The 23,610-nt window shown below is 73.2% G+C and carries 22 protein-coding genes and 1 tRNA gene; 9 read left to right on the top strand and 14 right to left on the bottom strand.

Going from position 1 to position 23,610, the window contains the following annotated elements:
- Positions 1–34: 34 nt before the first annotated feature.
- The 3 genes from HD597_RS66155 to HD597_RS37800 all read right to left on the bottom strand — a co-directional run bounded on the left by HD597_RS66155 (position 35) and on the right by HD597_RS37800 (position 8,353).
- Positions 35–2,524, bottom strand: coding sequence for a PEP/pyruvate-binding domain-containing protein (locus tag HD597_RS66155; protein ID WP_253748692.1), 2,490 nt, complete (start codon positions 2,522–2,524; stop codon positions 35–37).
- A gap of 12 nt (positions 2,525–2,536) precedes the next feature.
- The gene (locus tag HD597_RS37795; protein WP_253748694.1) at positions 2,537–3,244 is read right to left on the bottom strand and encodes a TetR/AcrR family transcriptional regulator; all 708 of its coding nucleotides are present in this window, start codon (positions 3,242–3,244) and stop codon (positions 2,537–2,539) included.
- Positions 3,245–3,337: 93 nt separating this feature from the next.
- Entirely contained in the window at positions 3,338–8,353 is a 5,016-nt protein-coding gene (locus HD597_RS37800; RefSeq protein WP_253748696.1) for a tetratricopeptide repeat protein, read from the bottom strand.
- A gap of 122 nt (positions 8,354–8,475) precedes the next feature.
- On the opposite strand from HD597_RS37800, the gene HD597_RS37805 reads away from it, so the two are divergent.
- Positions 8,476–9,021, top strand: coding sequence for a hypothetical protein (locus HD597_RS37805; RefSeq protein ID WP_253748698.1), 546 nt, complete (start codon positions 8,476–8,478; stop codon positions 9,019–9,021).
- Here HD597_RS37805 and HD597_RS37810 read toward each other — a convergent pair.
- The gene (locus tag HD597_RS37810; RefSeq protein WP_253748700.1) at positions 9,018–9,521 is read right to left on the bottom strand and encodes a DinB family protein; all 504 of its coding nucleotides are present in this window, start codon (positions 9,519–9,521) and stop codon (positions 9,018–9,020) included. The two genes, HD597_RS37805 and HD597_RS37810, sit on opposite strands and share 4 nt — an antisense overlap.
- A gap of 41 nt (positions 9,522–9,562) precedes the next feature.
- Here HD597_RS37810 and HD597_RS37815 point away from each other — a divergent pair, with 41 nt between their 5' ends.
- A complete protein-coding gene (locus tag HD597_RS37815; protein ID WP_253748702.1) occupies positions 9,563–9,943 on the top strand; it encodes a hypothetical protein in 381 nt (126 codons plus the stop codon).
- Positions 9,944–10,022: 79 nt separating this feature from the next.
- Positions 10,023–10,694: a DUF6766 family protein gene (locus HD597_RS37820; RefSeq protein ID WP_253748704.1), complete on the top strand. Its 672-nt coding sequence runs from the start codon at positions 10,023–10,025 to the stop codon at positions 10,692–10,694.
- Here the strand turns inward: HD597_RS37820 and HD597_RS37825 are convergent.
- Complete coding sequence (locus HD597_RS37825) at positions 10,667–11,464, bottom strand: 1-aminocyclopropane-1-carboxylate deaminase/D-cysteine desulfhydrase (protein WP_253748705.1); 798 nt, start codon at positions 11,462–11,464, stop codon at positions 10,667–10,669. The genes HD597_RS37820 and HD597_RS37825 overlap by 28 nt on opposite strands.
- 43 nt (positions 11,465–11,507) lie before the next feature.
- Between HD597_RS37825 and galK the strand changes: the two genes are divergently transcribed.
- A complete protein-coding gene (gene galK, locus HD597_RS37830) occupies positions 11,508–12,623 on the top strand; it encodes a galactokinase (RefSeq protein WP_253748708.1) in 1,116 nt (371 codons plus the stop codon).
- Positions 12,624–12,647: 24 nt separating this feature from the next.
- Here the strand turns inward: galK and HD597_RS37835 are convergent, their stop codons facing one another.
- Positions 12,648–13,415, bottom strand: a complete 768-nt coding sequence (locus HD597_RS37835; RefSeq protein ID WP_253748710.1) for an enoyl-CoA hydratase-related protein — start codon at positions 13,413–13,415, stop codon at positions 12,648–12,650.
- A 60-nt stretch (positions 13,416–13,475) separates the two neighbouring features.
- Here HD597_RS37835 and HD597_RS37840 point away from each other — a divergent pair, with 60 nt between their 5' ends.
- A complete protein-coding gene (locus HD597_RS37840; protein ID WP_253748712.1) occupies positions 13,476–14,240 on the top strand; it encodes a tyrosine-protein phosphatase in 765 nt (254 codons plus the stop codon).
- Here the strand turns inward: HD597_RS37840 and HD597_RS37845 are convergent.
- The 4 genes from HD597_RS37845 to HD597_RS67010 all read right to left on the bottom strand — a co-directional run bounded on the left by HD597_RS37845 (position 14,148) and on the right by HD597_RS67010 (position 17,275).
- The gene (locus tag HD597_RS37845; RefSeq protein WP_253748718.1) at positions 14,148–15,290 is read right to left on the bottom strand and encodes a nitric oxide synthase oxygenase; all 1,143 of its coding nucleotides are present in this window, start codon (positions 15,288–15,290) and stop codon (positions 14,148–14,150) included. The two genes, HD597_RS37840 and HD597_RS37845, sit on opposite strands and share 93 nt — an antisense overlap.
- Before the next feature lie 239 nt (positions 15,291–15,529).
- Positions 15,530–15,973, bottom strand: coding sequence for a hypothetical protein (locus HD597_RS37850; RefSeq protein ID WP_253748720.1), 444 nt, complete (start codon positions 15,971–15,973; stop codon positions 15,530–15,532).
- Positions 15,974–16,080: 107 nt separating this feature from the next.
- Entirely contained in the window at positions 16,081–16,800 is a 720-nt protein-coding gene (locus HD597_RS37855; RefSeq protein ID WP_276084555.1) for a sensor histidine kinase, read from the bottom strand.
- Positions 16,781–17,275 (bottom strand): PAS domain-containing protein, encoded by a 495-nt coding sequence (locus tag HD597_RS67010; protein ID WP_372513638.1) that lies wholly within the window; start codon positions 17,273–17,275, stop codon positions 16,781–16,783. Before HD597_RS67010 ends, HD597_RS37855 begins: the two co-directional genes overlap by 20 nt.
- On the opposite strand from HD597_RS67010, the gene HD597_RS37860 reads away from it, so the two are divergent.
- Positions 17,204–17,368 carry a hypothetical protein gene (locus HD597_RS37860; RefSeq protein WP_253748724.1) on the top strand — a complete coding sequence of 55 codons (165 nt, stop codon included), beginning with the start codon at positions 17,204–17,206 and terminating at the stop codon, positions 17,366–17,368. The two genes, HD597_RS67010 and HD597_RS37860, sit on opposite strands and share 72 nt — an antisense overlap.
- A 130-nt stretch (positions 17,369–17,498) precedes the next feature.
- Here the strand turns inward: HD597_RS37860 and HD597_RS37865 are convergent.
- A tRNA-Asn gene (locus HD597_RS37865) sits at positions 17,499–17,570 on the bottom strand.
- Between the two features lie 127 nt (positions 17,571–17,697).
- Here HD597_RS37865 and HD597_RS37870 point away from each other — a divergent pair.
- Entirely contained in the window at positions 17,698–18,015 is a 318-nt protein-coding gene (locus tag HD597_RS37870) for a YtxH domain-containing protein (protein ID WP_253748726.1), read from the top strand.
- 152 nt (positions 18,016–18,167) lie between these two features.
- On the opposite strand, the gene HD597_RS37875 is transcribed toward HD597_RS37870, so the two are convergent.
- Genes HD597_RS37875 through HD597_RS37885 form a run of 3 tightly spaced genes read right to left on the bottom strand, consistent with a single transcriptional unit; the run spans position 18,168 to position 20,103 of the window.
- Positions 18,168–18,641 carry a hypothetical protein gene (locus HD597_RS37875; protein ID WP_253748728.1) on the bottom strand — a complete coding sequence of 158 codons (474 nt, stop codon included), beginning with the start codon at positions 18,639–18,641 and terminating at the stop codon, positions 18,168–18,170.
- A complete protein-coding gene (locus tag HD597_RS37880; RefSeq protein ID WP_253748730.1) occupies positions 18,638–19,912 on the bottom strand; it encodes an amylo-alpha-1,6-glucosidase in 1,275 nt (424 codons plus the stop codon). Before HD597_RS37880 ends, HD597_RS37875 begins: the two co-directional genes overlap by 4 nt.
- A gap of 32 nt (positions 19,913–19,944) precedes the next feature.
- A complete protein-coding gene (locus HD597_RS37885; RefSeq protein WP_253748733.1) occupies positions 19,945–20,103 on the bottom strand; it encodes a hypothetical protein in 159 nt (52 codons plus the stop codon).
- A gap of 177 nt (positions 20,104–20,280) precedes the next feature.
- Here HD597_RS37885 and HD597_RS37890 point away from each other — a divergent pair, with 177 nt between their 5' ends.
- Complete coding sequence (locus HD597_RS37890) at positions 20,281–21,447, top strand: coiled-coil domain-containing protein (protein WP_253748735.1); 1,167 nt, start codon at positions 20,281–20,283, stop codon at positions 21,445–21,447.
- Entirely contained in the window at positions 21,444–23,594 is a 2,151-nt protein-coding gene (locus HD597_RS37895) for a serine/threonine-protein kinase (protein ID WP_253748736.1), read from the top strand. Before HD597_RS37890 ends, HD597_RS37895 begins: the two co-directional genes overlap by 4 nt.
- The last annotated feature ends 16 nt before the right edge of the window (positions 23,595–23,610 follow it).

The raw sequence follows: 23,610 nt of genomic DNA on the forward strand, positions 1-23,610 counted from the left end.
CGACCGGCGAGCGGGCCGACTTGACGCAGACTTTTCATCCCAGCAACTCGACCGTGCCCCGCTCGCCGTCCACCCTGATCCGATCGCCGTCGCGCACCCGCATGGTGGCGTTGCCGGTGCCGACCACGGCCGGGATGCCCAGCTCGCGGGCCACGATCGAGGCGTGCGAGAGGGGCGCCCCCATGTCGGTGACCACGGCCGCGGCGCGCGGGAACATCGGCGTCCAGCCCACGTTCGTCAGCGTCGTGACGAGGATCTCGCCCGGCTTGAGCCGCTCGCCCTCCTCCGGCCTCGCCAGGACCCGGGCGGTGCCCTCCACCACTCCGGGCGCGCCGGGGAAGCCGGTGACGGTGTCGCTGACCGGCGCGGACGCGCCCCGCGCGTCGTAGATGTCGGCCCGCCTGGCAGGGTCGGCCGCCCAGCGCACCGGGTCGAAGCGGCCCACGATCAGCGCCGGGTAGGGCGGCAGCGAGGCGTACCGCTCGTACGTGGCCCGCCGCACCGGCGCCTTCTCCAGCACGGACCGGTCACCGCGCAGCAGCGCTAGCAACTCGGGCAGGTACAGGAAGAACACCTCGTCGCCGGCCCCGGTCAGCTCCCCCGCCCGTACGACGAAGGCGCGCAGCACCCAGAACGCCCGGATGTTCTCCGACCGGGCGTTCTCCCGGTCGCGGACGACCGCGTTCCACCGCCGCACCCTCTCCCGCATCCGGGCCTGCTTGCCGGGGTAGCGCCGCGCGAAGCGCGCCCACGCCTGCTCCCTGGCCTCGCCCTGCCGCTCCAGCAGCGCCTCGGTGCCGTCCCGCAGGTCACGCAGGCCGGCGAGCTGGGCGTCGATCCACGCCGGGTCCTCTCCCGGCCGGGGGATCGAGACCTCGAACTCGTGCGGGCCGCGATGCCCGTACGCGCGGGCGAACTCCTCCCTGGTGATCTCCCCGCGAGCCAGCCTGGACAGGCCCATCACCGGCCCCATGCTGGCCAGCTCGCCGTCGGCGTTGACGCCGGTCAGCATCGCCTCGGCGTCCACCTCGCCCATCATCGTGCGCAGCCGGTCGCGGGTGTAGACGAGCGTGGCGCCGCCCTGGCGGCCCGCGGCCTCCAGCATCTGGGAGGAGGTGACCAGGTGCGGCCCGATCTCCCGTTCCCACAGCGCGGCCAGCTCAGCGCCCGAACCGGTCGCGGCGGCGCGCTCGCGCAGCTCCTCGCACCTTGTCGCCGAGCCGGCCAGGAACTCGGGCATGTGCGCGAGATGGCGGGCGACGCGGCGCCGGATGCGGATCGACATGGGCACGACCGCCCTGATGAGCCGCCACCGCGAGACCGGCACCAGCGGCACCTCCAGGCCGGGCGGCAGCTTGCCGAAGACCTGCTCGGTCACGCCGAGCCTGCTCTTCATGCCCAGGGCGGCGGCGATGGAGTGCACGATGCTGAGGTTCATGTAGAAGCGCCCGCCGATGTTGCCCACCAGGTCGAAGCCGGGCAGCGTGGAGGCGGACATGGCCTCCTCGATGAACCGGCGCACGAACGACCACGTGATCGGGGTCATCACGTCGGGGATGGCCTCGCCCAGGTTGCCGCCGGTCCACAGGTAGTCGCCCCTGAGGCTGTCGTTCCACTCCTCCAGCCGCGGCTTCAGGGCGGTGATCGGGCGGGCCTGCACGATGGCGAACGTGCCCGCGCGCCTGGTCCACTCCACGTCCATGGGCGTGCCGTACAGGGTCTGGACGCGGGCGCCGAGCCCGGCCAGCTCCACGGCCTGGGCGTCGTCCAGCACGGGCGCGCCGCGCAGCTCCTCGGGGACCGGCCGCTCCTCGGTGCCGCCGTCGGTGCGCACGGTCATGACGGTCTTGTCGCCGGTGCTCGCCGCGATCACCTTGCCGTCCGACACGGTGATCGTGTCGGGGGTGACCTGGCCGCCGACGACCGCCTCGCCGAGGCCCCACGAGGCGTTGATCACGGTCTCGTCGCGCGCGCCGGTGACCGGGTCGGCGGTGAACATGACGCCCGCGGCGTCGGCGTCCACCAGCTCCTGGACCACCACGGCCAGCGCCACGTCGTCGTGCGGCACGCCGTTCTGGTCACGGTAGGCGATCGCGCGCGGGTTCCACAGCGAGGCCCAGCAGCGCTTGACCGCGTCGAGCAGGGTGTCGCCCCTGATGTTGAGGTAGGTGTCCTGCTGCCCGGCGAACGACATCCCGGGCAGGTCCTCGGCGGTGGCGGACGAGCGCACCGCCACGGGCACGTCGTCGCCGAGCGCCGCGTACGCCCGCAGGATCTCCCCCGCGAGCTCGCCGGGCACGTCGCGCGCGGCGAACAGCGGCGGGATCCGGGACGGGTCCTCGGCGGCGGCGCGCAGGATCTCCTCGTGGAACCCGGCCACGAACGCACGGTAGGCCCCGGTCGTGACGTGGAAGCCGCCGGGCACGGGCAGCCCCGCCCCTGCCATCCTGGCCAGGGAGGCGCCCTTGCCGCCCGCGGTCGCGAGGTCGGCCGCGGGGTCGTCGAGAGGAAGTACGGCCCTCACTGCACACGCTCCTTAGAGCCTCAGGGAGGCGTCCAGCTTGCGCCGGGCCACCTCCACAGCGGCGTCGAGAAATTCGAGGGTGGCCCGCGCGACCGCCTCGGCGTCGGCGGCGGACATGGGGCGGCCCGTGCTCAGGCTGCGCTCGATGGTGTCGGCCACCAGCTCCGCCACCCGGTCGTCGGACGGCACGGCGTGCTCGGGCAGCGACGTGCGCATGAGCACGAAGCCGTAGACGATGGAGCCGACCCGCACCATGTGGTCGCCCGGGTCCTCGCGGATCGCGCCGCGCTCGACCAGCTCGGCCGCGTACGGCTCGAAGGCCGCCCCGGTCTGCAGCCAGCTCGTGCTGGTGCGCTTCTGGCGGGTCAGCTTGCCGAGCACCTGGGGGTCGCCGGTCAGCACCGCCTGGAGGAGCGGGCTGCGCAGCAGCGCCCGCGAGATCTCGCCGAACAGCTCGCTCAGCGTGGCCGGCGCGCGGTCGCGGACCTCGGTCATCATGCGGACCCGCTCGCGGCGCAGCAACGCGGCGAAGATGTCGTCGCGGGTCTTCCAGTGCAGGTAGATGGTGCCCTTGGCGACGCCGGCGCGCTGGGCGATGTCGTCGATCGTGGTCTTGTCGTAGCCCCAGCGCAGCACCAGCTCGGCGACGGCGTCGAGGATCCGGTGCGCCCGATCGAGCTGGCGGGCCGGGTCCCGCGGCGGCCGTCCGACCCTGGCCATGCGTCTCACCCCATTTGTTTGACTAGATGAGACTATTTGGTCATTTTATTCAACGCAAGTTCACCCCGCTGTCATGACAGGGTGAACCGGCCTTCAGGCGAGCTTGGCCAGCAGCGTCTCGGCCTCGGCGGCGAACGCCGGGTCGCCGGCCTCCACGGCCGTCACCAGCAGCCGGCGGGCCAGCTCCAGGTCGCCGCGCTCGTACCGGATCTCGCCGAGCCGGCAGGCGGCCTCGGCCACCAGCTCCGGCCGCTCGCTCAGGCTCAGCGTCAGCTCGTAGTACCGCAGAGCCCCGTCGCGGTCGCCCAGCCAGTAGCAGAGCTCGCCCAGGTGCGCCGCCGCCATGCCCGACTCGGGATCGCCCGCGTCGATGACGCGCTGGTACCACATGAGCGCCTCGGCGTAGTTCCTGTTCCGCTTGGCCAGCGCGCCCAGATACATCGCGCCCAGCGCGCTGATGTGCCCCTCGCCCTGCTCGACCGCCCTGCGGTACCAGGCCTGCGCCCGCTCCTCGTCCTCCTCGTGGTACGTCTGCCCGAGCGCGATCATGGCCCGGGCGGCGAGGTCGTCGTCGCCGGCCTCCAGCACCCGCAGGTACACCTGCCTGCCCTCGTCCACGTGCCCGGCGCCCACCAGGGTCTGCGCGTACACGCTGAGCGTGGTCGGCTCGCCGTTCGTGGCCGCCTCGCGCAGCGTGCGCAGCGACGCCTCGGTGTCGCCCTGGCGCTCCTGCAACATGCCCAGCAGGCCGCCGAACACGCCGGGCGCCGGGCTGTCGGCGTCGCCGGCGCGCCGCTCGGCCAGGTCGTAGAACGCCTCGGCGTCGCCCGCCGAGTCGAGCAGCTCCAGCAGCCTGCCGCCGGCCACGAAACGCACGTCGGGGTCCTCGTGCTCGTTGAGCCGCTCGTACGTGGCACGCGCCGCCGCCGTCTCCCCCAGCTCCGCCAGCCGCCCGGCCGCCTCGATCTCGGTGTACGGGTCGGAGCCCGCCACCTCGTAGTACCGCACCACGGCCACCGGGTCCGCGCACCGCCCGCCGAGGTCGCGGGCCTGGGCGGCGGCGTGCTCGCCCATCAGCGACAGCACCTCCAGCGCCGGCCCGTGCTCGCCCCGGTCGCAGAGCTCCTGGGAGATGCCGTTCAGCGCGTCGAGCGCGGTGCCCGCCATGCCGGTGCCGAGCGCGGCGGCGAACGAGCGGGCCGCCTCGACCGGCCGGCCCTCCTCGTACAGCCAGACGCCGCGCTGCACGCTCGCCTTGGCCGCGGCGTACGGGTGACCGGAGCCGGCGGCCAGGGCCAGCTCCCGCTCGGCCCCGGCCGCGTCGCCCAGCTCGCGCAGGGCCGTGGCCAGGTCGAGCCGCAGGGACTCCGACAGCTCGGGATGGCCGGCGTCGATGCCCTTGGCGTACATGCGGGCGGCCTCTCCCGTCTCCCCCCGCGCGCCGAGCGCGCCGCCCCAGGCCCAGTAGCCCACGGCCACGGTCTCCGGGTCGCCGGTGCCCACGGCGCGCTCCGCCTGCTCGATCGTGGCGTCGTGGTCCTGCTCGTCGAGCAGGTGGAGGAGGAGCCTGCGCAGGCATTCGAGGTCGCCGGCCGCGGCCGCGTCCGTCAGCAGCAGCCGGGCCTGCGCGGCTTCGCCGCGCTCGGCGAGCAGGTCGGCGGCGAGGACGGCGGTGGCGGGCAGTCCGGCCCTGGCGGCCTCCACCGCCCCGCCGAGGTCGCCGCGGCGGTGGCGGACGACCGCGAGGTTGCGCCAGGCCGCGGCGGCCGTGGCAGGGTGGCCGGTGGCGGGCAGGAAGCAGAGCTCGGAGCGGCAGTTGTCGCCCTCCTCCGCGATCCGGGCGCCGAGGTCGATCGCGGCCTTGGCGGCGAGCTCGGGCTCGGCCTCCTCGATGACCAGGCGGTAGAACGCGTTCGCGTGCGGAGCCCTGGCCATGATCTCGTCCAGTGCCTCCGCGCGGTCGGCGGGGGCGAGCCCGGCCAGCAGGCGGCGCACCCCGGGCACGTCGTCGTCGTGCAGGGCGAGCAGCAGCGCGGCCAGCGGCTCCGACCCGGCGCCTTCCGTCAGCGCGGCCAGCGCGCCCTGCCCGTCGCCCTCGGCCAGCAGCACCCAGGGCAGCTCGTCGGGGGTGGCGCGGCCGAGCAGGTGGCGGGCCACGGCGGCGGCGTGCTCGTCGTCCTCCTGCGCCGCGGCCCGCTCCAGCGCGAACGTCCCCGACTCGGGGTCGCCGGCGGCCAGCAGGCAGCGGCCCGCCTCCACCATGACCTCCGGCTCCGTCTCCGGGTCGAGCGCTGCGGCCCGCTCGTACGCCGCCCTCGCTCCCGCCAGGTCACCGGTCTCGGCCAGCAGGCTGCCGAGCAGGCACTCCGACAGCCCGGACACCTCGGGCGGCGCGGCCCGCATGACCGCCAGCGCCCCCTCGGCGTCCCCCCGCCGCCGCAACCACCGCGCCAGAGGCACCGTCACCTCCGCACTCGGCGCCAGGTCAGCGCCGCCCGCACGCTCGTGCACGCTCGCTCCCGGCGTCACGGCGGCGCCGCCGGCGTCCCGCGTCACGGCGGCGCCTGCCGGGCGGTCGTGCGCGTCCGCCGCGCCGAACACCTCGATCAGCCACTCACGGGCCTCCGCCACGCGCCCGCACTCCACCAGCGACTCCGCGATCAGCATGGTCAGCTCGCGGTCGGGGTCGGGCACCCGGGCCAGCACCTCCACCGCCTCGGCGTGCTCGCCGAGCTCGCGCAGGACCTCGCCGGCCGAGCGCAGCGCCACGCCGTTGAGGTGCTCGTCGTCGCCCAGCGCCCCCATGAACGCCTCGACCGCCCCGCGCCGGTCCCCCGCGTCGCCGCGCAGCGCGCCGAGCAGGCAGCCGGCCTGCTGGCGCTGGCCGGCGTGACCGGCGGCGGCCACCAGCGACAGCGCCCCGTCGGCGGCTCCGGTCCGGCCGGTGCGCTGCCAGGCGTTCGCGCACTCCATGGCGAGCAGCCCGGCCATCGCCCGCTCCTCGCCCTCGGGCATCGCCCGCGCCGCCGCCTCGAAGTCCTCGTCGAGCACCAGCCGCCCGAACCGGCACAGCTCGCCCGCGCCCAGCTCGAACGCGGCCCGCGCCCCCGCGACGTCGTCCAGCCTGATCCGGTTGAACGCCAGCGGCAGCGCGGCCCGCTCCGGTTCCCCCTCGGCGATCAGCCGCTCGTGCAGCCGGCAGGCGGCGAGCAGGTCGCCCTGCTGCTCGTACACGCCGGTCAGCCCGGACGCGGCCTCGAACCGCACCCCCCGGTGCCCCGCCGTCAGCGCCGCCTCGTAGGCGGCCCGCGCCTGCTCCGGATCCTCCTCGGCGACCAGCCCGCCCAGCGCCCACCCCACCCACGGGGCCAGCGCCGGATGCCCGCCCGCCAGCGCCGCGCGCAGCAGCTCCGCCACGTGCGCCTTGTCGCCGAGCACGTCCTTGCAGATCACCGCCGTGTACGACAGCGCCAGCGGGTCACCGCTCCCCGCCGCCGACAGGAACATCTCGGCGACCTCGGACAGGTCGTACCCGATGGAGGCCAGCACCTGCGCGAACACGGCGGTGCCGATGGCCGCCACGGCGGGGTCGGGGTGCCGCGCCGCCTCCTGGTAGCGGGCCAGCCCCTCCTCCCTGCCCAGCCGCTGGTGCTCCAGCATCGCGGCGAGCACCGGGTGCGGCTCGTCAGCGGACGCGCGCAGCAGGTGCAGCAGGAACGCCGCGTTGAAGCCCTGGAGCACGTCGTCGCCCTCGGCCACGTACGCCAGCAGCTCGTCCGCCTGCTCCCGGTCGCCCTCGCCCAGCTCCAGCTTGGCCAGCACCACCATGGCCCGCAGCGCCTGGAAGTCCGCGCCGGAGTCGACGGCCCGGCGCAGCAGCCGCCTGGCCTCGGCCAGCTCGCCGGCCTGGAGCGCCTCCATGCCGTCGTCGGTGTCCTGGAGGGCCTGCTCCTCGACGGGGTCGGCCAGCGGCTGCTGCCTGGCGGCGTGGTCGAGCAGCAGCGCGGCCTTGAACGCGGTGTCCTGGTCGTCGTGCGCGGCGGCCAGCGCCAGCAGCTCCAGGATCTCCTCGCGCGCCCAGGGGTGCTGGTCGAGCAGCAGGCCGAGCAGGGTGACGCAGGCGGCGGGCCACTCCAGGTCGCCCGACTCCAGCACGGCGCGCAGCGCGGCCAGCGCCTCGGCCGGCTCACCCGCCTCGGTGTGCATCTGGGCCAGGCACGCCTGTGCCTGCACGGCGTACTCGCGCTGGCCGCTGGCGATCACCCGGTGGAAGATCGCCTTCGTCTCCTCGTCGTCGCCGAGCTGCGCGGTCACCTTGGCCAGCTCGATGAGGGAGGGCAGCCGGAGCTCCGGTCTGGGGTCCTCGGCGGCCACCCGGTAGGCGGCGGCGGAGTCGGCGTACTCGCCCAGGTCCACCAGCACCGCGCCGAGCAGCTTGTGTGCCATGGCGCGATGGTCGGGGGAGCCGACGGCGATGGCGTGCTCGCAGGCTTCGCGGGCCGAGTCGAAGTCGCCCTGCTCGGCGTAGAGCTGGTAGAGCCGGAACGCCGACAACGCCACGATCTCCGGATCTCCGCAGGTGAGCAGCTCCCGGTAGTCGTCCTCGTCCTCGGCCTCGGCGTAGAGGTCGCGGGCCGAGGCCGGGTCCTGGTCGAACTCGGGCAGCTCCAGCCGCGCGGCCAGCTCGGCCACGGCGGGGCTGTGGCACCTGCGGGCCCGCTCCAGCGACTCCTGCGCGCCCTGCGCGTCACCGAGCTGGGTCAGCACCAGCACCAGCGCCGTGTCCGCGAGCGCGGCCACCTCGAAGTCGGCGCCGTCGGAGGCGATCATCAGCACCCGGTGCGCCGCGGCCCACTCCTCGGCGGTGACCAGCATCATCCCCATGGCGATGGCCGAGCGCTGCCCGAACACCGGGTCTCCCGACTGGATCACCGACCGGTGCGCCGCCTCCGCGCCCTCCAGGTCCCCCTGCTCCTGCAGCAGCCCGGCCAGCAGGTGGGACGCCTCCGGGTCCCCGGTGGCCGCGATCTGCCTGAACAGCGCGGCGGCCCGGTCCAGGTCTCCCGCTTTCCAATGATCCATGGCCGCGTCGAGCTGTTCGGACGCCATCGCTCACCCCAATGTCACTCAACAATGTGAAAAAACTACAGATGTGTCACCGGCGTCACAGCGCATTCCGAGATCTTGGGTCCGTACGCGGAAGGGCCGGGGAGCGCCGTAGCGTATGGGGCATGGGCAAGGCGTTCTGGATCGATCAGGAGTTCGACAGGGACCGTGACGGGCGCTATGCCGTACACGTGCGCAAGAACCTCGACGAGTTCGAGTGGGGCGACATCGCGCCCGTGCGGTTCGCCTGCACGGCGTGGGAGCTGGCCACGCCGCCGTCACTGACCCCCGGCTTCGTACGGTGGGACCGGCGCGTCCTGGAGGCGAGCTGCCACCGCAACACCTGGGACGGCACCCTCTACGCGCGGGTCAGGCTGGTCTCCCCGCTGCCGGAGGAGCTGCGGCGCTCGCGGGCCTGGTGGCGCGACCGAGGCTGGCTGGGCTGGCAGGAGACCTTCGGCCAGTACGTCGAGCCGACCCAGCAGGACCTGGCCCGGCTGCCGTTCCTGCGGGCCTCGCTGCTGGTCGAGGCGCCGCTCCCGCTCGACGACCTGCCGCCGGAGCCCGAGGGCCCGCACATGGAGGTCGAGCAGAGCGCGCACCGGGCGGTGACCGTGCTGACCCGCGAGCTCAACGCGCTGGTCGCGCCGGTGCTCGACCAGCTCGGCTAGAAGCCCGTCACCCCGTCGACCAGCTCGCGCAGGATGTCGAGGTGGCCGTTGTGGCGGGCGGTCTCCTCGGTCATGTGGCCGATGACCCACCTGAGCGTGAGGTGGTTGCCCTTGCTGTCGGCGCCCTTGGAGCGCTCGTCCAGGCCGATGCCCTCGACGAGCTCGTCCACCCTGCGGCACTGGGCCTGGTAGTCCTCCAGCACCTGGGCCAGCGGGAGCTTCAGTGACGCGGTGAACTCGGCGTCGGGGTCCTCGTCGGTCCACGGCCCGCGGTCCTCGCCGCCGAGGAACATCACCTCGAACCAGTAGTGCTCGTTCCACCGCAGGTGGTTCACCAGGCCGGAGACGGTCATGAGCGGGGAGGTGGCCAGCGGCGCCCGCCTGGCGTCCTCGTCGCTCATGCCTTCGCACTTGGCCGCGACGGTCGCGCGCGCGTAGTCGAGAATGGTGGTCAGGGTGCTGCGTTCGTCCCAGGAGTCGGGCGTGTCGGTCCTCTGCATCGGACCAGCATGCCTGATTCTCCTGTGGGTAGCAGGGGCACATGAGGATGGCGCTCGTCGTGCTGGTGATGGCTCTGACTACTGTGGGTTGCGCCGCGGACACGGCCTCCCCCGCGCGCGCGGCCAAGCGCTTCCACGCCGCGCTCTCCGCGCACCAGGAGGAGGCGGCGTGCGCGATGCTGGCCCGCAAGACCGCCGACAAGCTCCCCGACGAAGGCCAGAGCTGCGCTGACGCGCTGCGCGAGCTGCGGCTCGGGCCCGGCGGGCGGGTCACGTCGGTGGCCGTGTGGGGCGAGGACGCCCAGGTGCGGCTGGCCGGCGACACGCTCTTCCTGCACCGCTTCAGCGACGGCTGGCGGATCAGGGCCGCCGGCTGCGTGCCGATGGGCGACCTGCCGTATGACTGCGAGGTGGACGACTGATGCGGGTGATGTTCACGCTGACCGCTCTGGTGATCGTGGTCGGCCTGGCCTGGTTCTTCGCCCTGGGGTGGTCGAAACTGTGAGATGGCTCAAGGAGAACTCGCTGTCGCTGGCGTTCCTGATCATGTTCCTGCTGGCGGTGGGCGGGCAGGCCGTGGCCGGGATGTTGCAGTACAACGACCAGCAGGCGGCCAACGGGGCCGAGCCGGTCTCGCTGGTGCAGTACGTGGCCTCCTCGGCGTTCGCGGTGAACGTGGCGGAGAACTGGCAGTCGGAGTACCTGCAGTTCTTCCTGTTCATCATGCTCACCGTCTGGCTCGTCCAGAAGGGCTCGCCCGAGTCCAAGGAGCCGGGCAAGGCCGGGGCCGAGTCCGACGAGGACCAGCAGATCGGGCGGTACGCCGACGCCGACTCCCCCGGCTGGGCCAGGGTCAAGGGGATCAGGCTGTGGCTGTTCAGCAACTCGCTCGGGCTGGTGATGGGGGCCGTCTTCCTGCTGTCGTGGCTGGCGCAGTCGGTGGCGGGGCAGGCGGCGTACAACGGGGAGCGGCTCGGCGACCTGCGGGATCCGGTCTCGTGGGACGCGTACGTCACCTCGCCGGAGTTCTGGGACCGCAGCCTGCAGAACTGGCAGTCGGAGCTGCTGGCCGTGCTGTCGATGGTGGTGCTGTCGATCTACCTGCGCCAGCGCGGCTCACCCGAGTCGAAGCCGGTGGGGGCGGCTCACACGTCCACGGGGGTCGAGGGCTGACCGGTGACGACGGCCACGACGCGGGTGCCGGGCGCGAAGGCGCCCCGGCGGGCGAGGTCGAGGACGCCGTAGAGCATCTTCGCCACGTAGATCCGCTCCACCCCGTGCTCGGCGGCGAACCGCTCCAGGGCGGGGGTCGAGCGCGCGTAGCCGCCGAAGTGGTAGTCCAGGTTGATCGTCCAGTTCGGCCACGTGCGCCCGTACGCCTCCCGCTGCAGCCTGGCCACCTCCCCCTCCAGGAACCCGGCCCCCTTCAGCACCGCGAACCCGAGCGCCCGCCGGCCCTCGGGCAGCCCCGCCGAGATCCCCGCCAGCGTCCCGCCGGTCCCCACGGGGCAGCAGATGACGTCGTAGTCCTCCTCGATCTCCCCCGGCAGCTCGGCGCAGCCCCGCACGGCCGCCGCGTTGCTCCCGCCCTCGGGCAGGATCACCACGTCGCCCCACCGGGCCCGCAGCCGCGCCCGCACCTCCTCGGTGTGCTTGAGCCGGTAGGAGGCCCGGTCGAGGTAGGTGAGGGTCATGCCGCAGGCCGCCGCGCGGGCCAGCGTGGGGTTGAGCGGCAGGTGCTCCTCGCCGCGGATGACCCCGATCGTCTCGATGCCGTGTCGCGCCCCGGCCTCGGCCACGGCCCTGATGAGATTGGAGTGGGCGCCGCCGAAGGTCAGCAGCCGCGGATGGCCCAGGTTGTGCTTGAGCTTGCGCGGCTTGTTGTCGTCGTGCAACAGGAACACCCGGACCTGACCGAGCCCTGGATCCAGGAGCTCTTCCATGGCGCTAGTCTACGGTCGGGCCTTTGTTGAGGAGTGTTCGGTTATGCGCGTTGTTGAAGCTTTTCGTGCCGCCTTCGGCGCGTCCCCTCAGACCGTCTGGCATGCTCCCGGCAGGGTCAACCTGATCGGCGAGCACACCGACTACAACGACGGCTTCGTCCTGCCGTTCGCGGTGCCGTGGGGCGTGACCGCCGCCCTCACGCCGCGCGACGACGACACGATCCGCGTCCTGTCCCTCCAGTCCGACTCGGGCCAGCCGGTCACCATGGCGAGCCGCGAGGAGTCCCGGGGCTGGACGCGCTACGTCGTCGGCGTCCTGGCCATGCTCGGCGACCGGGTGCGGGGCGCGGACATCGCGATCGACGGCGACGTCCCCTCGGGCGCGGGCCTGAGCTCCAGCGCCGCACTCGAGGTGTCCGTCGCCTCGGCGCTCAACGACGTGCACGCCCTCGGCATGACGCCGATGGAGCTGGCCCTGCTCAGCCAGAAGGCCGAGAACGACTTCGTCGGCATGCCCTGCGGCATCATGGACCAGGCCGCCTCGGCGCTCTGCGAGGAGGGTCACGCGCTCTTCCTCGACTGCCGCTCGCTCGGCTCCCGCAACATCCCGCTCGACCTGGCCTCCCACGGCCTGAGCATGCTCATCATCGACACGCAGGTGCACCACGAGCACGCCGGCGGCGAGTACGCCAAGCGCCGCGCCGAGTGCGAGTCGGCGGCCCGCAAGCTCGGCGTCGCCGCCCTGCGCGACGTCACCGACCTGGGGGGCGCGCTCGCGCGGCTCCAGGGCGACGAGCGCAAGCGCGTGGAGCACGTCGTCGCCGAGAACCACCGCGTCGAGGCCCTCGTCGGGCTGCTCCGCGCGGGCGCCGTCACGGAGATCGGCGCCCTGCTGAACGCCTCCCACCTGTCGCTGCGCGACCTGTACGAGGTCTCGTCACCCGAGCTCGACGTGGCCGTGGAGGCCTCGCTCAAGGGCGGGGCCCGCGGCGCGCGCATGACGGGCGGTGGCTTCGGCGGCTCGGCGATCGCGCTGGTGCCGCTGGAGCGCCTCGACAGCGTCAAGGAGTCGGTGTCGAACGCCTACGCCGAACGCGGCTTCAAGGCCCCCCGCTTCCTGCCGGCCACGGCGGCCAAGGGGGCCCACCGGGTCTCGTGACCCTCACGGGAGGTCTCCTGACCCTCACGGGAGGGGCGGGAAGTCCGGCGGGCGCCGCTCAAGGAAGCTGGCGACGCCCTCCGCGAAGTCGGGCCGCCCGAACGAGGCGATCATCTCCTGCGTGGCGGCCTTGGCGGACTCCTCCAGGGTGGCGTCCCAGTCGTGCCACACCTGCCGCTTGATGATCGCCATGGACGCGGGCGAGCTGTAGGCCGCCAGCTCCCCGGCGTACTCCTGCGCCTCGCGCAGCAGCCTCTCCCCCGGCACGGCGCGGTTGGCCAGCCCCAGCTCGTACGCCTCCCGCCCGGTGAACACCCGCCCCGACAGCAGGACGTCCATGGCCCGCTGCTGCCCCATGACGCGCGGGAGCACCCAGGAGAGCCCGTACTCGGCGATCAGCCCGCGGCGCGAGAAGGCCGTCGTCCACTTGGCCTCCTCGGCCGTGAAGACGAGGTCGCAGACGAGCGCGTGCACCATGCCGAGGCCCGCGCAGGCCCCGTTGACCGCGGCGACGATCGGCTTGCCGATGGTCGTGGGGAAGGTGTTGGGCCGCGGGTCGGGCACCTCGTCGTACGAGCCGGTCTGGATGGCGTTCAGCGTCTTGAAGTCGGCGCCGGAGCAGAACCCCTTGCCCGCGCCCGTGACCACCACGGCACGCACGTCGGGATTCCGCTCGGCCTCGGCCAGCAGGTCGAAGTAGCGCCGTCCCATGGCGTCGGTCCACGCGTTGAGCGTGTCGGGCCGGTTGAAGGTCAGGGTGAGCACGCCCTGGTCGTCGAGAGTCGAGAGCACGAGGTCCACCATGCCCCTAACAGAACCATGTTCTAGGCAGGGAAGGCAAGGATGAGGGGCATGGAACGCGATCTGGCCTGGGACGGCTGTCACAACGTGCGCGACCTGGGCGGCCTGCGAGCGGCCGGCGGCAGGCGCACCCGCTGGGGAGCGGTGGTGCGCTCCGACACGCCGGACCGGCTCACCGGCAGCGGATGGGCTGCGGCAGCGGCCCACGGCATACGGACCATCGTGGACCTGCGCATCCCCGGCGAGCACCACGCCGCCCCCGGCCACCGCCCGCCCGGGATGACCGTCGTCAGCCTGCCGCTGGACAGCCGCGACGACCCCGGCCACGGCCGCTGCAACGGCACGCCCTTCTACCTGCGCCACCACCTCGACAGCCTGCCCGACCGCAGCGCGCGGGTGCTGCGCGCCATCGCGCAGGCCCCTCCCGGCGGGGTGCTCGTGCACTGCGTGGCCGGCCGCGACCGCACGGGCCTGATCGCCCTCCTGCTGCTCGCGCTGGCCGGGGTCGCGCCCGGGGACATCCTGGCCGACTACGAGCGGTCCGCGACCCGCCTGAGCGCCCTGTACGCCCTCCTGGGGCAGCCCGACGACGCCCTGCGCGTCCAGGCCCGCCTGGCCGCGGCCGGCACCACGACCGCCGCGGTGGTCACGGAGCTGCTGGCGGGCCTGGACGTCGAGGAACGCCTGAAGGCGGGCGGCCTGACCGCGGCCGAGCTGGCCGCGCTACGCGAGCGCCTGACGGTGATGGACGAAGGCGGGGGTCAGGACGCTGGTGTCGTAGTAGCGGTGGAAGACGGGCGTGGCGCTGCCGGATAGCGGCGGCACGATCCACGACCAGTCCGCCGGGCAGACCCGCCCGGCCTTCTCCTCCTTCGACAGGTGGGTCAGGAACCGGCGCGACTCCGTGTGGTGGTCGGTCATCGTGACCCCCGCCCGCTCGAACGAGTGCAGCACCGCCACGTTCAGCTCCACCAGCGCGTGGTCGCGCCACAGGGAGCGCTCGGTGGAGGTGTCCAGGCCGAGCCGCTGCGCCACCACCGGGAGCTGGTCGTACCTGTCGGCGTCCGCGAGGTTGCGGGCGCCGATCTCGGTGCCCATGTACCAGCCGTTGAAGGGCGCGCAGGGGTAGCAGATGCCGCCGATCTCCAGGCACATGTCCGAGATGGCCGGCACGGCGTGCCAGCGCAGCCCCAGCTCCTCGAACCACGCGTAGTCGGGATGCGCCAGCGGCACCTCCAGCACGGCGTCCCCCGGCACGTTGCACAGCAGCGGGTCGCCGAACGCCGGCTGGATGACCAGCGGCAGCACGTCGAACCGGCCGCCCCGCCCCCGCCAGCCCAGCGCCCCGGCCGTCTCCGTGAGCGCGACGTTGCGCGGGTCCCCCACGACGCCGTCGGGGGTGCGGTACCCGGCGTAGCGGATGAGCTGGTCGTTCAGCAGCCGGGGCGCGCGCTGGGCGGGCGTGTCGGGGGCCAGCACGGTGACGGTGGGCCTGATCTTCCCGTTCCCGGTGGCCTCGCGCAGGTGGGCCACGCATTCCAGGGCGACCCCCTCGGCCGTGTTCACCTGCCTGCGGTCGCGCACCTTCAGCGAGCGCCAGTACAGCCGGCCGATGCACCGGTTGCTGTTGCGCCAGGCCACCCGGGCGCCGAACTCCAGCTCCTCGTACGTGTGCGTATAGGTCCCGTAGCGGGCCACGTCCCTGGCGATGTCGCGCAGGCGCGCGTGCAGCCCTCCCGCCGAGGGGTTCTCTGCGTGGTGGAGCCTGATGAAGCGCTCGGCCTCCCGCATGTCGGTGGTGCGCTCGATCACCGCCTGGGCGGCGAGCACGTCGAAGGGGCGAAGGTTCCTGATCCAGGTACGCACGCGGCAACCAGCACTTCTCCGTCATCGGAGCGCCCCGCCGATTCCGGGTCGGCGGCACGTCCTGGTGATGGCGCCCTCTCCCCGCCACCGACGACTTCCCGCGGCTCCGGCCCGAGGGACCGGCCCTCCCATTTTCCGTACCGCGCCCCGCTTTGTCCGCCGAACCCGAAAACGTGTCACCATCGCACTACACGGTGTGAAACGCGCCCCCGGACGCGCTCCGGGGGCGCGGACCGCGCCTACTTGCTCCAGACGCAGGTGAGATGGATGACGCGGCTGTGGTGCCAGCGCTTGCCCGCGTGCTTCCTCTTCACCACTTCCCGGGGCAGCTTCCCGGCCGGGACGCTGATCGACAGCCGGTCCTCAGGCACGACCGTCACGCCGTCCTCGACGACGGCCTCGGCGAGCTCGGGCTCGATGTACCTCTCCTCGACGAGCTCGGCCACCTTGGCCCTGGAGAGCCTCACGACGTCGCCGTCACTCATCCAGCACGTCAGCCTGCCACCGTGCCCGCCACCGTGCCCGCCGTCGTGGAACCCCCGACCCTCGTGCGCGCCAGCCACCACCTCGCCGGCCTTGCCGTGCACCCTGACCGGGCCGTCGTCGGCCAGCGCCGATCCCGCCATGACGCCGAGCCCGAGCGCGGCGGACGTGGCGACGATCGCGAGGCGTCGCTTCAACATGGGAACTCCCTCCCCGAGACGATTCGACAGCCCCGAGGGTCGCCCGCCGCGCCTGAAGTCAGCCTGAAGAGCGCCGAAGCCGCCTTCAGGTGCGCGTGATCAGACCGTCAGGGCCGGCGCCGGGGCAGGCGCAGGATCATGCGGGCCCCGGGGGAGCCGTCGGCGCGGTCGGCGGCGTGCAGGGTGCCGCCGTGGACCTCGGCGATCTGGCGGCAGATGGACAGGCCCAGGCCACTGCCGCCTTCGTCGCTGGCGCGCGCGTCGGCGCGGCGGAAGAACCGGTCGAAGATCTTCTCCTTGTCGGCGTCGGGCACGCCTGGGCCGTCGTCGCTCACCTCCAGGACGGCGTGACCGTCGCCGGCGGTGTCGCCGGCGGTGTCGCCGGCGGTGTCGCCGGCGGTGAGGCGCACGTCGATGTGGGAGCGGGCGTGGCGCTCGGCGTTGGCCAGCAGGTTGTCCACGATGCGGGCCAGCCGGATCGGAACGGCGTCCACCACGATCCCCGGGGTCAGATGCGAGGTGGTGGCGACGGCGGGTTTGCGGTGGGCCACTTCGCGCCGCAGGAGCCGGGCGAGATCGACCGGCTCCGTGGGTACGGGGCCGCCGGACTCCAGGCGGGCCAGCTCCAGCAGGTCGTTGACGATGTCGCCGAGCCGTTCCGCGTCCCGCAGGGCGGCCTCGACGATCTCACGGGGGTCGGTGGGCGGGTCGGCCAGCGCGTCCTCCAGCCGGGCCTGCAGGCCGGTGACCGGGCCCCGCAGATCGTGGGAGGTGTCGGCGATCGCCCGGCGCTGCCGGCGCACCAGCTCACGCAGCTCCTCGGCCATCTGCCGCTGCCTGGCCTCGGCGCTGCGCAGCCGCCGGTTGACCTCCTGCAGCTCCCCGGTCTGCGCGAACAGCTGGGCCTCGACCACGGCGATCTCGCTCAGCTCGACCGCGGAGAACTCCGACCGGCCTTCCTGTCGCATCGACTCCACGAACGAGGTGACCTCCTGCAGCCGCACGATCAGGCCGCAGACCGTGCCGTCGCGATCCGGCAGCGGGCAACTGGGCCGCGCTCCAGTACCGCTCCGCGAACTCGCCGGCACGGCCGGGCACCTCGACGTCGTATCGCTGCAGCAGCAGGAGATCGGACGCACAGTCGCCGCTGGCCAGGACCCGCTCCAGCGACGCCCGCAGCGCCTGCCTGCCCTCCGGCCACGACTCGCTCGGGAACACCTCGAAGCAGACGTGGCCGACGCACTCCTCGCTCGTGCGGCCGAACAACCGCTCATGGGCGCGGTTCACCGCGACGAACGCCAGATCGGGCGACAGCACCGCCAGCGCGACCGGAGCGGCATCGAACGCGGCCCGGAAATCCACCTCAGCCATCACGGCATCCCCAAGCCGTCATGATGCCAGGACTTGGCCGGCTGACCTGGGACAACACCCGGTGGCCGATGAACTGGGAGACCGAACCGCGCAGGGCTCCGGAAACGACTCAAGCCCCCTCTCCGTGAGGGGAGAGGGGGCTTGAGCGGTGCAGCTCCCGCGATAGGACTCGAACCTATAACCTGCCGGTTAACAGCCGGCTGCTCTGCCGTTGAGCTACGCGGGATCGATCTGTTTGCGCACTTCGCCGGGGCCCTTCGGCCCCTTCGCTGTGCGCAGGAATAGATTAGCGCACTCCGGGAGTGCGTGTCGCATCGCGAGCGGGGTAGGCCCGGAGACAGCGGAGGTGCAAAATGCGTTATCGGATGACATTCGCTGTTGGTCTGGCCGTCGGCTACGTGCTCGGCAGCCGGGCGGGACGCGAACGGTACGAGCAGATCAAGCGGACGGCGCAGCGCGTCGCCGACAGTCCCCGGGTGCAGGAAGTGGCCGGGGTGGTCGGGGCGCAGGCTTCGAGGTTCGCGGGGATGGCGAGATCGAAGGTGGGGGGCACGCTGCAGCAGCGGATCCCGTTCCTCCACTCCGACGGGCACCAGCCCGAGACCGGCACCGGCTGGCCCGATGAGGACGTCGCGGACCAGAAGGCCCGGGAGAGCGGCATCCCCTACTGATCGGACACGATCGCCGGAGCGGCATGGGCAGGAAGGGGCCTCACACCCCCGCGCGCCTGAGACCCCGGCCCATGCCGCCCACGGCCTCTTGAGGCCGCCGTTCCGGCCCTCGGACGCCGTCTCGGACGCCCGTCCCCTTCGGCCGGGCCGGCTCAGACGCCCATGCTCCGCCGCACGCCCTCCAGGGCCTGCTCGGCCTGCGCGCGCAGCCCCGGGTCCGCGGGGTCGAGCCCCTCGTCGAAGACGAACGTCCAGCCGAGCACCTCGCCGCCGGGCCGGCGCCGCGCCACCAGCCGGACCCCGCCCCTGCCGGGCAGGCTGACGTGCTTGTTCACCACGATCGTGGAGTTGACGCGCTCCCGCAAGGTCTCGGGCAGCATGCGCGGCTCGGAGATCCGCTCGAAGTGCCGGACGCCGTCCGTGGTGAGCACCCTCACCCCCTCCTCGTCCCACGACGCCCTGTCGATCTCCTCGTACGGCACCCTGGTGCCGTCGGACAGGTAGAGCGCGAGGTTCGTGGCCACCACATGACCGTCGGCGCCCTCGGTGAAGGTCAGCACCCGCTCCCCCTGCTCGGTGTCGAGAGATTTGCGCACATCGGCGGGCAGGCGGCGGAAGATGCTCATTCCCCTACGTTATCGGCGAGCAGATCCAGGGTGAGCGCCGCGCTCCAGGAGAAGTCCCGGCAGCCCCGCCCGCTCCCGTCGAACGGGTCGAAGCACTCGCGGAAACCGGCCTGGCGGACGAGCCGCAGGGTGCCGTTGGTGAGCTGCTGGCCGAGGTGGTCGAGCGAGTGCACGGCGGCGGCGCGGCGCAGCAGCCAGTTGGTGTTCACCCAGGACGGGCCGCGCCAGTAGCGTGTGCGGTCGAACTGGGAGGCGCGGATCTCGGTGCTCGGCACGGGATAGCCGGTGGCCCCCATGAACCTGGCCGACTCCAGCACCTCCACCGCGGCCCGCAGGCGGTCGGCCGGCAGCCCCGGGTCCAGCAGCGGCCCGAACGCGCCGACCGTGCACACCCGGATGAGCCGCCCGGCCCGCAGGTCCCTGGCGTAGAAGCAGCCGTCCCACAGCCGGTCGAGCATGGCCTGCCTGAGGCGTTCCGCGTGCTCGGCGTGGGGCGCGGGATCGGCGCCCGCCAGCGGCGCCAGCTCGGCCATGGCGTGGCACGAGGCCAGCCAGATCCCGTTGAACATCGGGTCCTCGATCGCGAACGGATGCTCGTCGCGCAGGTAGCCGGGGTCGTACCCGGCGTCGCGGTAACGCATCGCCAGCCAGACGTAGCGGTCGTGGTCGCTGTCGGGGTGGCGCTCGTCCATCTCGACGTTGCGGTAGCCGTACCTGATCACGGGCAGCGCGTCGAGGGCTGCGTCCCAGGCCGGGCTGTCGTCCATGCCCGACTCCCAGGGGTGCACGATCGCCGCCAGCCCCGCGCCGCCGAGGTCGCGCGCGGTCGCGAGGTACTCGTGCTGGGCGGCGAGTGCCGGGTACGCCTTCCTGACGAACGCGGCGTCGCCGGTGTGCCGGTAGAGCCACCACAGCGCCAGCCCGTGCAGCGGCGGCGAGGTGAGGCCCGAGGTGAGCACGCGCGGGGCCGCGCCGTGCTCCTGCGAGCGCCAGACGGACGGCCCGGGGAAGTACGCCTCCCGCGTGTGGAAGACGATGTGCGGCACCATGCCGGTCGCCCACTGCCCCCGCAGCAGGCTGAGCAGCTCGTCGCGGGCCCGGTCCGGCCGATGCCTGGCCAGGCCGATGACGACGAACGCGGAGTCCCAGCTCCACTGATGGGGATAGAGCCCTGGTGCGGGCACGGTGCCGGTGCCCGTCCAGTTCGCCTCGAGCACGGCCAGCGCCTCACGCCCGAGCGCGGCATCGTCTACCGCGGGCCGCGCCTCCATCACCCAACTATGACTGGGGATCTGTCAGGAAGCTATGTCCTCTTGAGCAACTTCGACAGGAACATGACGCCGAGCACCGCGGCGCCGATGACGAGACCCCACTTGAGCAGCGTGAGGGCGAAGCCCACCAGGGGGCCGAGCAGCATGAGCGCGGCGATGACGGCCGCGACGATCAGAAGTATCCGTCCCATGCATGCAACGCTAAGAGATCGTTAAGCGGTTTGCAGGCGACCCGGGGTTCAATCAGGGACAAGTCAGGGGTCCCCCCGAGCCAAAGGAACTAAAGCCCGAGGACCCGCCGTTGGGCGGGTATAACGGGGGCATCGGGGGGCCTCTTCACGGGGAGCGTGATGAGCCTGGGACCACCAATGAGCAGGGAAGGCGCAGAGCATGCGCTCCGCGCCCGCGCGGACGAACGCGACCGCATCTCCGGCGACCTGCTCGACCTCGAATCCCATACCACCTACCAGCTGATCAGGGGCGCGTCCTTACGGGGGGCGACCGAGCGCCGCTGGGCCGTGGCGCACGAGGCGCTGACCGCGCTGTGGTCGCTGAACGACGCCTACCGTGCGGTGCTGCGCGAGGCCGAGCAGGTCAGGGCCGCCCGCGCCCGCCTGGGCGCCGACCAGCTCGCCCGGCTCACCGAGTTACTCGGGGGCGCGTCCGTGGTGGTGCGCGCCGCGGCCAAGCCGGTCGAGCAGCGCTCGCTGCTCCCGCAGGCCGATGAGCGGCTGACGCTGGACGAGGCCGTGACCCGGATGGACACCGCCTTCCGCGAGGTCACGGGGGCGCTCAACGACATCGACGCCGTATGGGGCTCCGTGCTGCCCCGCCTCGACGACGCCGAGGCCGACCTGCGCAGGATCAGGGAGCTGGAACGCGAGCTGGGCGAGGCCGCCGACCTGGCCGCCCAGGAGGCGGAGCTGCGGCGGCTGCGCGCCTCGGTGGTCGAGGACCCGCTGGGCCCGCCCGTCGAGCAGGACCTCGACCGGCTGGCCCGCCTGCTGGCCGCCGCCCGCGCGGATGTCGAGCTGGCGCTCGTGGTCAAGGGCGAGTACGCCAGGCGCCGCGAGAACCTGGTGGCCGAGCTCGACCGGGTGCGGGCGGCCGAGAGCGAGGCCAGGCTCGCGCACGGCGCGGTCGTCGTGAAGATCGCCCTGCCGCCGCAGGCGCAGCCGCGCAGCAGGGTGGAGGGGCTGGCGGGCGCGCTCGACGCGCTCGACGTCGCCACCGACGCCTGGGTGCAGCGCGCCAAGCGGCTGGCGGCCCTGGAGGAGAACGCCGGCAAGGCCGCCGAGCAGGCACTGGCCACGGCGAAGGCGCTGTACGGGCTGGTCGGCCGGCGCGACGAGCTGCGCGGCCGGCTCGGCGCCTGCCAGGTGATGGCGGTGCGCAAGGGGCTGGCCGAGGACCCGGCGGCCATCGAGCTGTACGAGCGGGCGCGCGCGTTGTTGTGGAGCGCGCCCTGCGACCTGACGAGGGCGGCCGCGGCCGTCGAGAACTACCAGCGCGCGATCTCCGGAGGTAAGCGATGACCCGCTGCGCGCAGCCCGGCTGCACGGGGACGATCGAAGAGGGCTACTGCGACCTCTGCGGCAACGCGGCGGCCCCACCGCCCGTCCCCGCCACGGCAGCGCCTTCCGCGCCGTCCTCTGGCGCGTTCTCCGGCCCCGTGGCGACCCAGCCCGTGGGCAGCAGGCCGGTGAGCGGCCCGGTCAGCAGCGGCAGGTCGCGGGCCGGCGTGCTGGCCACCGTCGCCGACCTGCCCTCGATCCCCTACCGCGATCCGGCCACCGCCGTCATGGCCGACCCCGAGGTGCCCGAGGACAAGCGGTACTGCGCCAACCCGGCGTGCGCCGAGCCGGTGGGCCGCTCCCGCGACGGGCGGCCGGGGCTGACGGACGGGTTCTGCCCGCACTGCCGCACGCAGTTCTCCTTCACCCCGAAGCTGGACAAGGGCGATCTGGTCGCCGGCCAGTACCGGGTGCTGGGCTGCCTGGCGCACGGCGGGCTCGGCTGGATCTACCTGGCCTCCGACGAGAACCTCGACGGCCGCTGGGTGGTGCTCAAGGGCCTGCTCAACACCATGGACCCCGAGGCGATCGCGGCGGCGGAGGCCGAGCGCAAGTTCCTCACCACGCTCGACCACCCGAACATCGTCAAGATCCACAACTTCCAGCGCTCGGCCGGTCACGGCTACATCGTCATGGAGTACGTCGGCGGCCAGTCGCTGCACGAGCTGCGCCGCCAGGGCACGCTGTCCCTGCGCGAGGCCCTCATGTACGGCAGGGAGATCCTGCACGCGTTCGCGTACATGCACGAGAACCAGAAGGTCTACTGCGACCTCAAGCCCGCGAACGTGATCCGGGTCGGCAAGCGGCTCAAGCTCATCGACATGGGCGCGGTGCAGCCGTTCGGCTCGCCGGTGGGCTCGTCGTGGGGCACCGTCGGCTACCACGCCCCCGAGCTGGACATGATGCCGTCCTCGGTGAACACCGACCTCTACACCGTGGCCAGGACGCTGGCGGTGCTGGCGATCCCGGGATGGAGCCCGGCCAAGGGCGGCGTGGCCAGCCCGCTGCCGGTCGACTGCGGGCACCCGTCGTTCACCCGGCTGCTGCACAAGGCGGCCGCGGCGAACCCGGCCGCCCGGTTCCAGAGCGCCGAGGAGATGGAGGAGCAGCTCGTCGGCGTGCTGCGGGAGGTCAGCGCGCTGGAGGACGGGGTGCCGTACCCGGCGCTCTCCACGCTGTTCGGGCCGGAGCGCCGGGCGGTCGGGACGGCGCTGGCGCAGTCGGACGAGGAGGTGTTCGGGCCGCTCGACCCGGCGGCGGTGGCGCGGGCGCTCCCGGTGCCGCTGGTGGACCCGGCCGACCCGGCGGCGGGCTCGCTGGCGGGCCTCATCGGGCGCGACGGCCAGGAGCTGATCGACCAGCTCGCCGCGATGCCGCAGACGCCCGAGACCAAGCTCATGCGGGTCAGGCTGCTGGCCGAGTCGGGCGCGGCCGAGACGCCCGTCGCGCTGAACGAGCTGGACCGCGAGCTGCCGGGCGACTGGCGGGTCACCTGGTACCGCGGGGTGCTGGCGCTGGCCACCGGGCAGGCGGACCAGGCGGTCCAGCAGTTCGACGCGTGCCTGTCGGCGCTGCCCGGCGAGACGGCGCCCAAGCTGGCGCTGGCGTTCGCGCTGGAGAGCGCGGGCAAGCCGGCTGCCTCCTGGTACGAGCTGGTCTGGCGCACCGACCGGTCCTACGTCAGCGCGGCGTTCGGGCTGGCCAGGTCGGGCCGGATGGGCGTGCTGGACGAGGTGCCCGCCACGTCGGTCCACCGGGTGGCGGCGCAGGTCGCGCTGGCGGCCTCGGTGGTGCGGCGGCCCGATCTGAACGCGGTGAAGCCGGCCGAGCTGGTGGGCGCGGTCGAGCGGGTGTCGAACCAGGCCGACCTCGACCCGCGCCGCCGCGACCTGCTCGTCGCCGAGGTGCTGGGCGCGGCACTGACCTGGCTGGAGAACAACCCGCCGCCCAAGGACGTGCGGCTGGCCGACGCGCCGTTCACCGAGACGGGGCTGCGCAGGCGGCTGGAGTCGCTGTTCCGCAGGCTGGCGCTCGCGGCGGACTCGCGCGTCGAACGCCACGCGCTGATCGACCGGGCGAACGCCGTGCGACCGAGGACGTGGCTGTGACCGGGGACGAGAGCGT

Origin of the sequence: Nonomuraea thailandensis (assembly GCF_024172165.1) — a bacterium.
In the GTDB taxonomy this organism is placed as follows: domain Bacteria; phylum Actinomycetota; class Actinomycetes; order Streptosporangiales; family Streptosporangiaceae; genus Nonomuraea; species Nonomuraea thailandensis.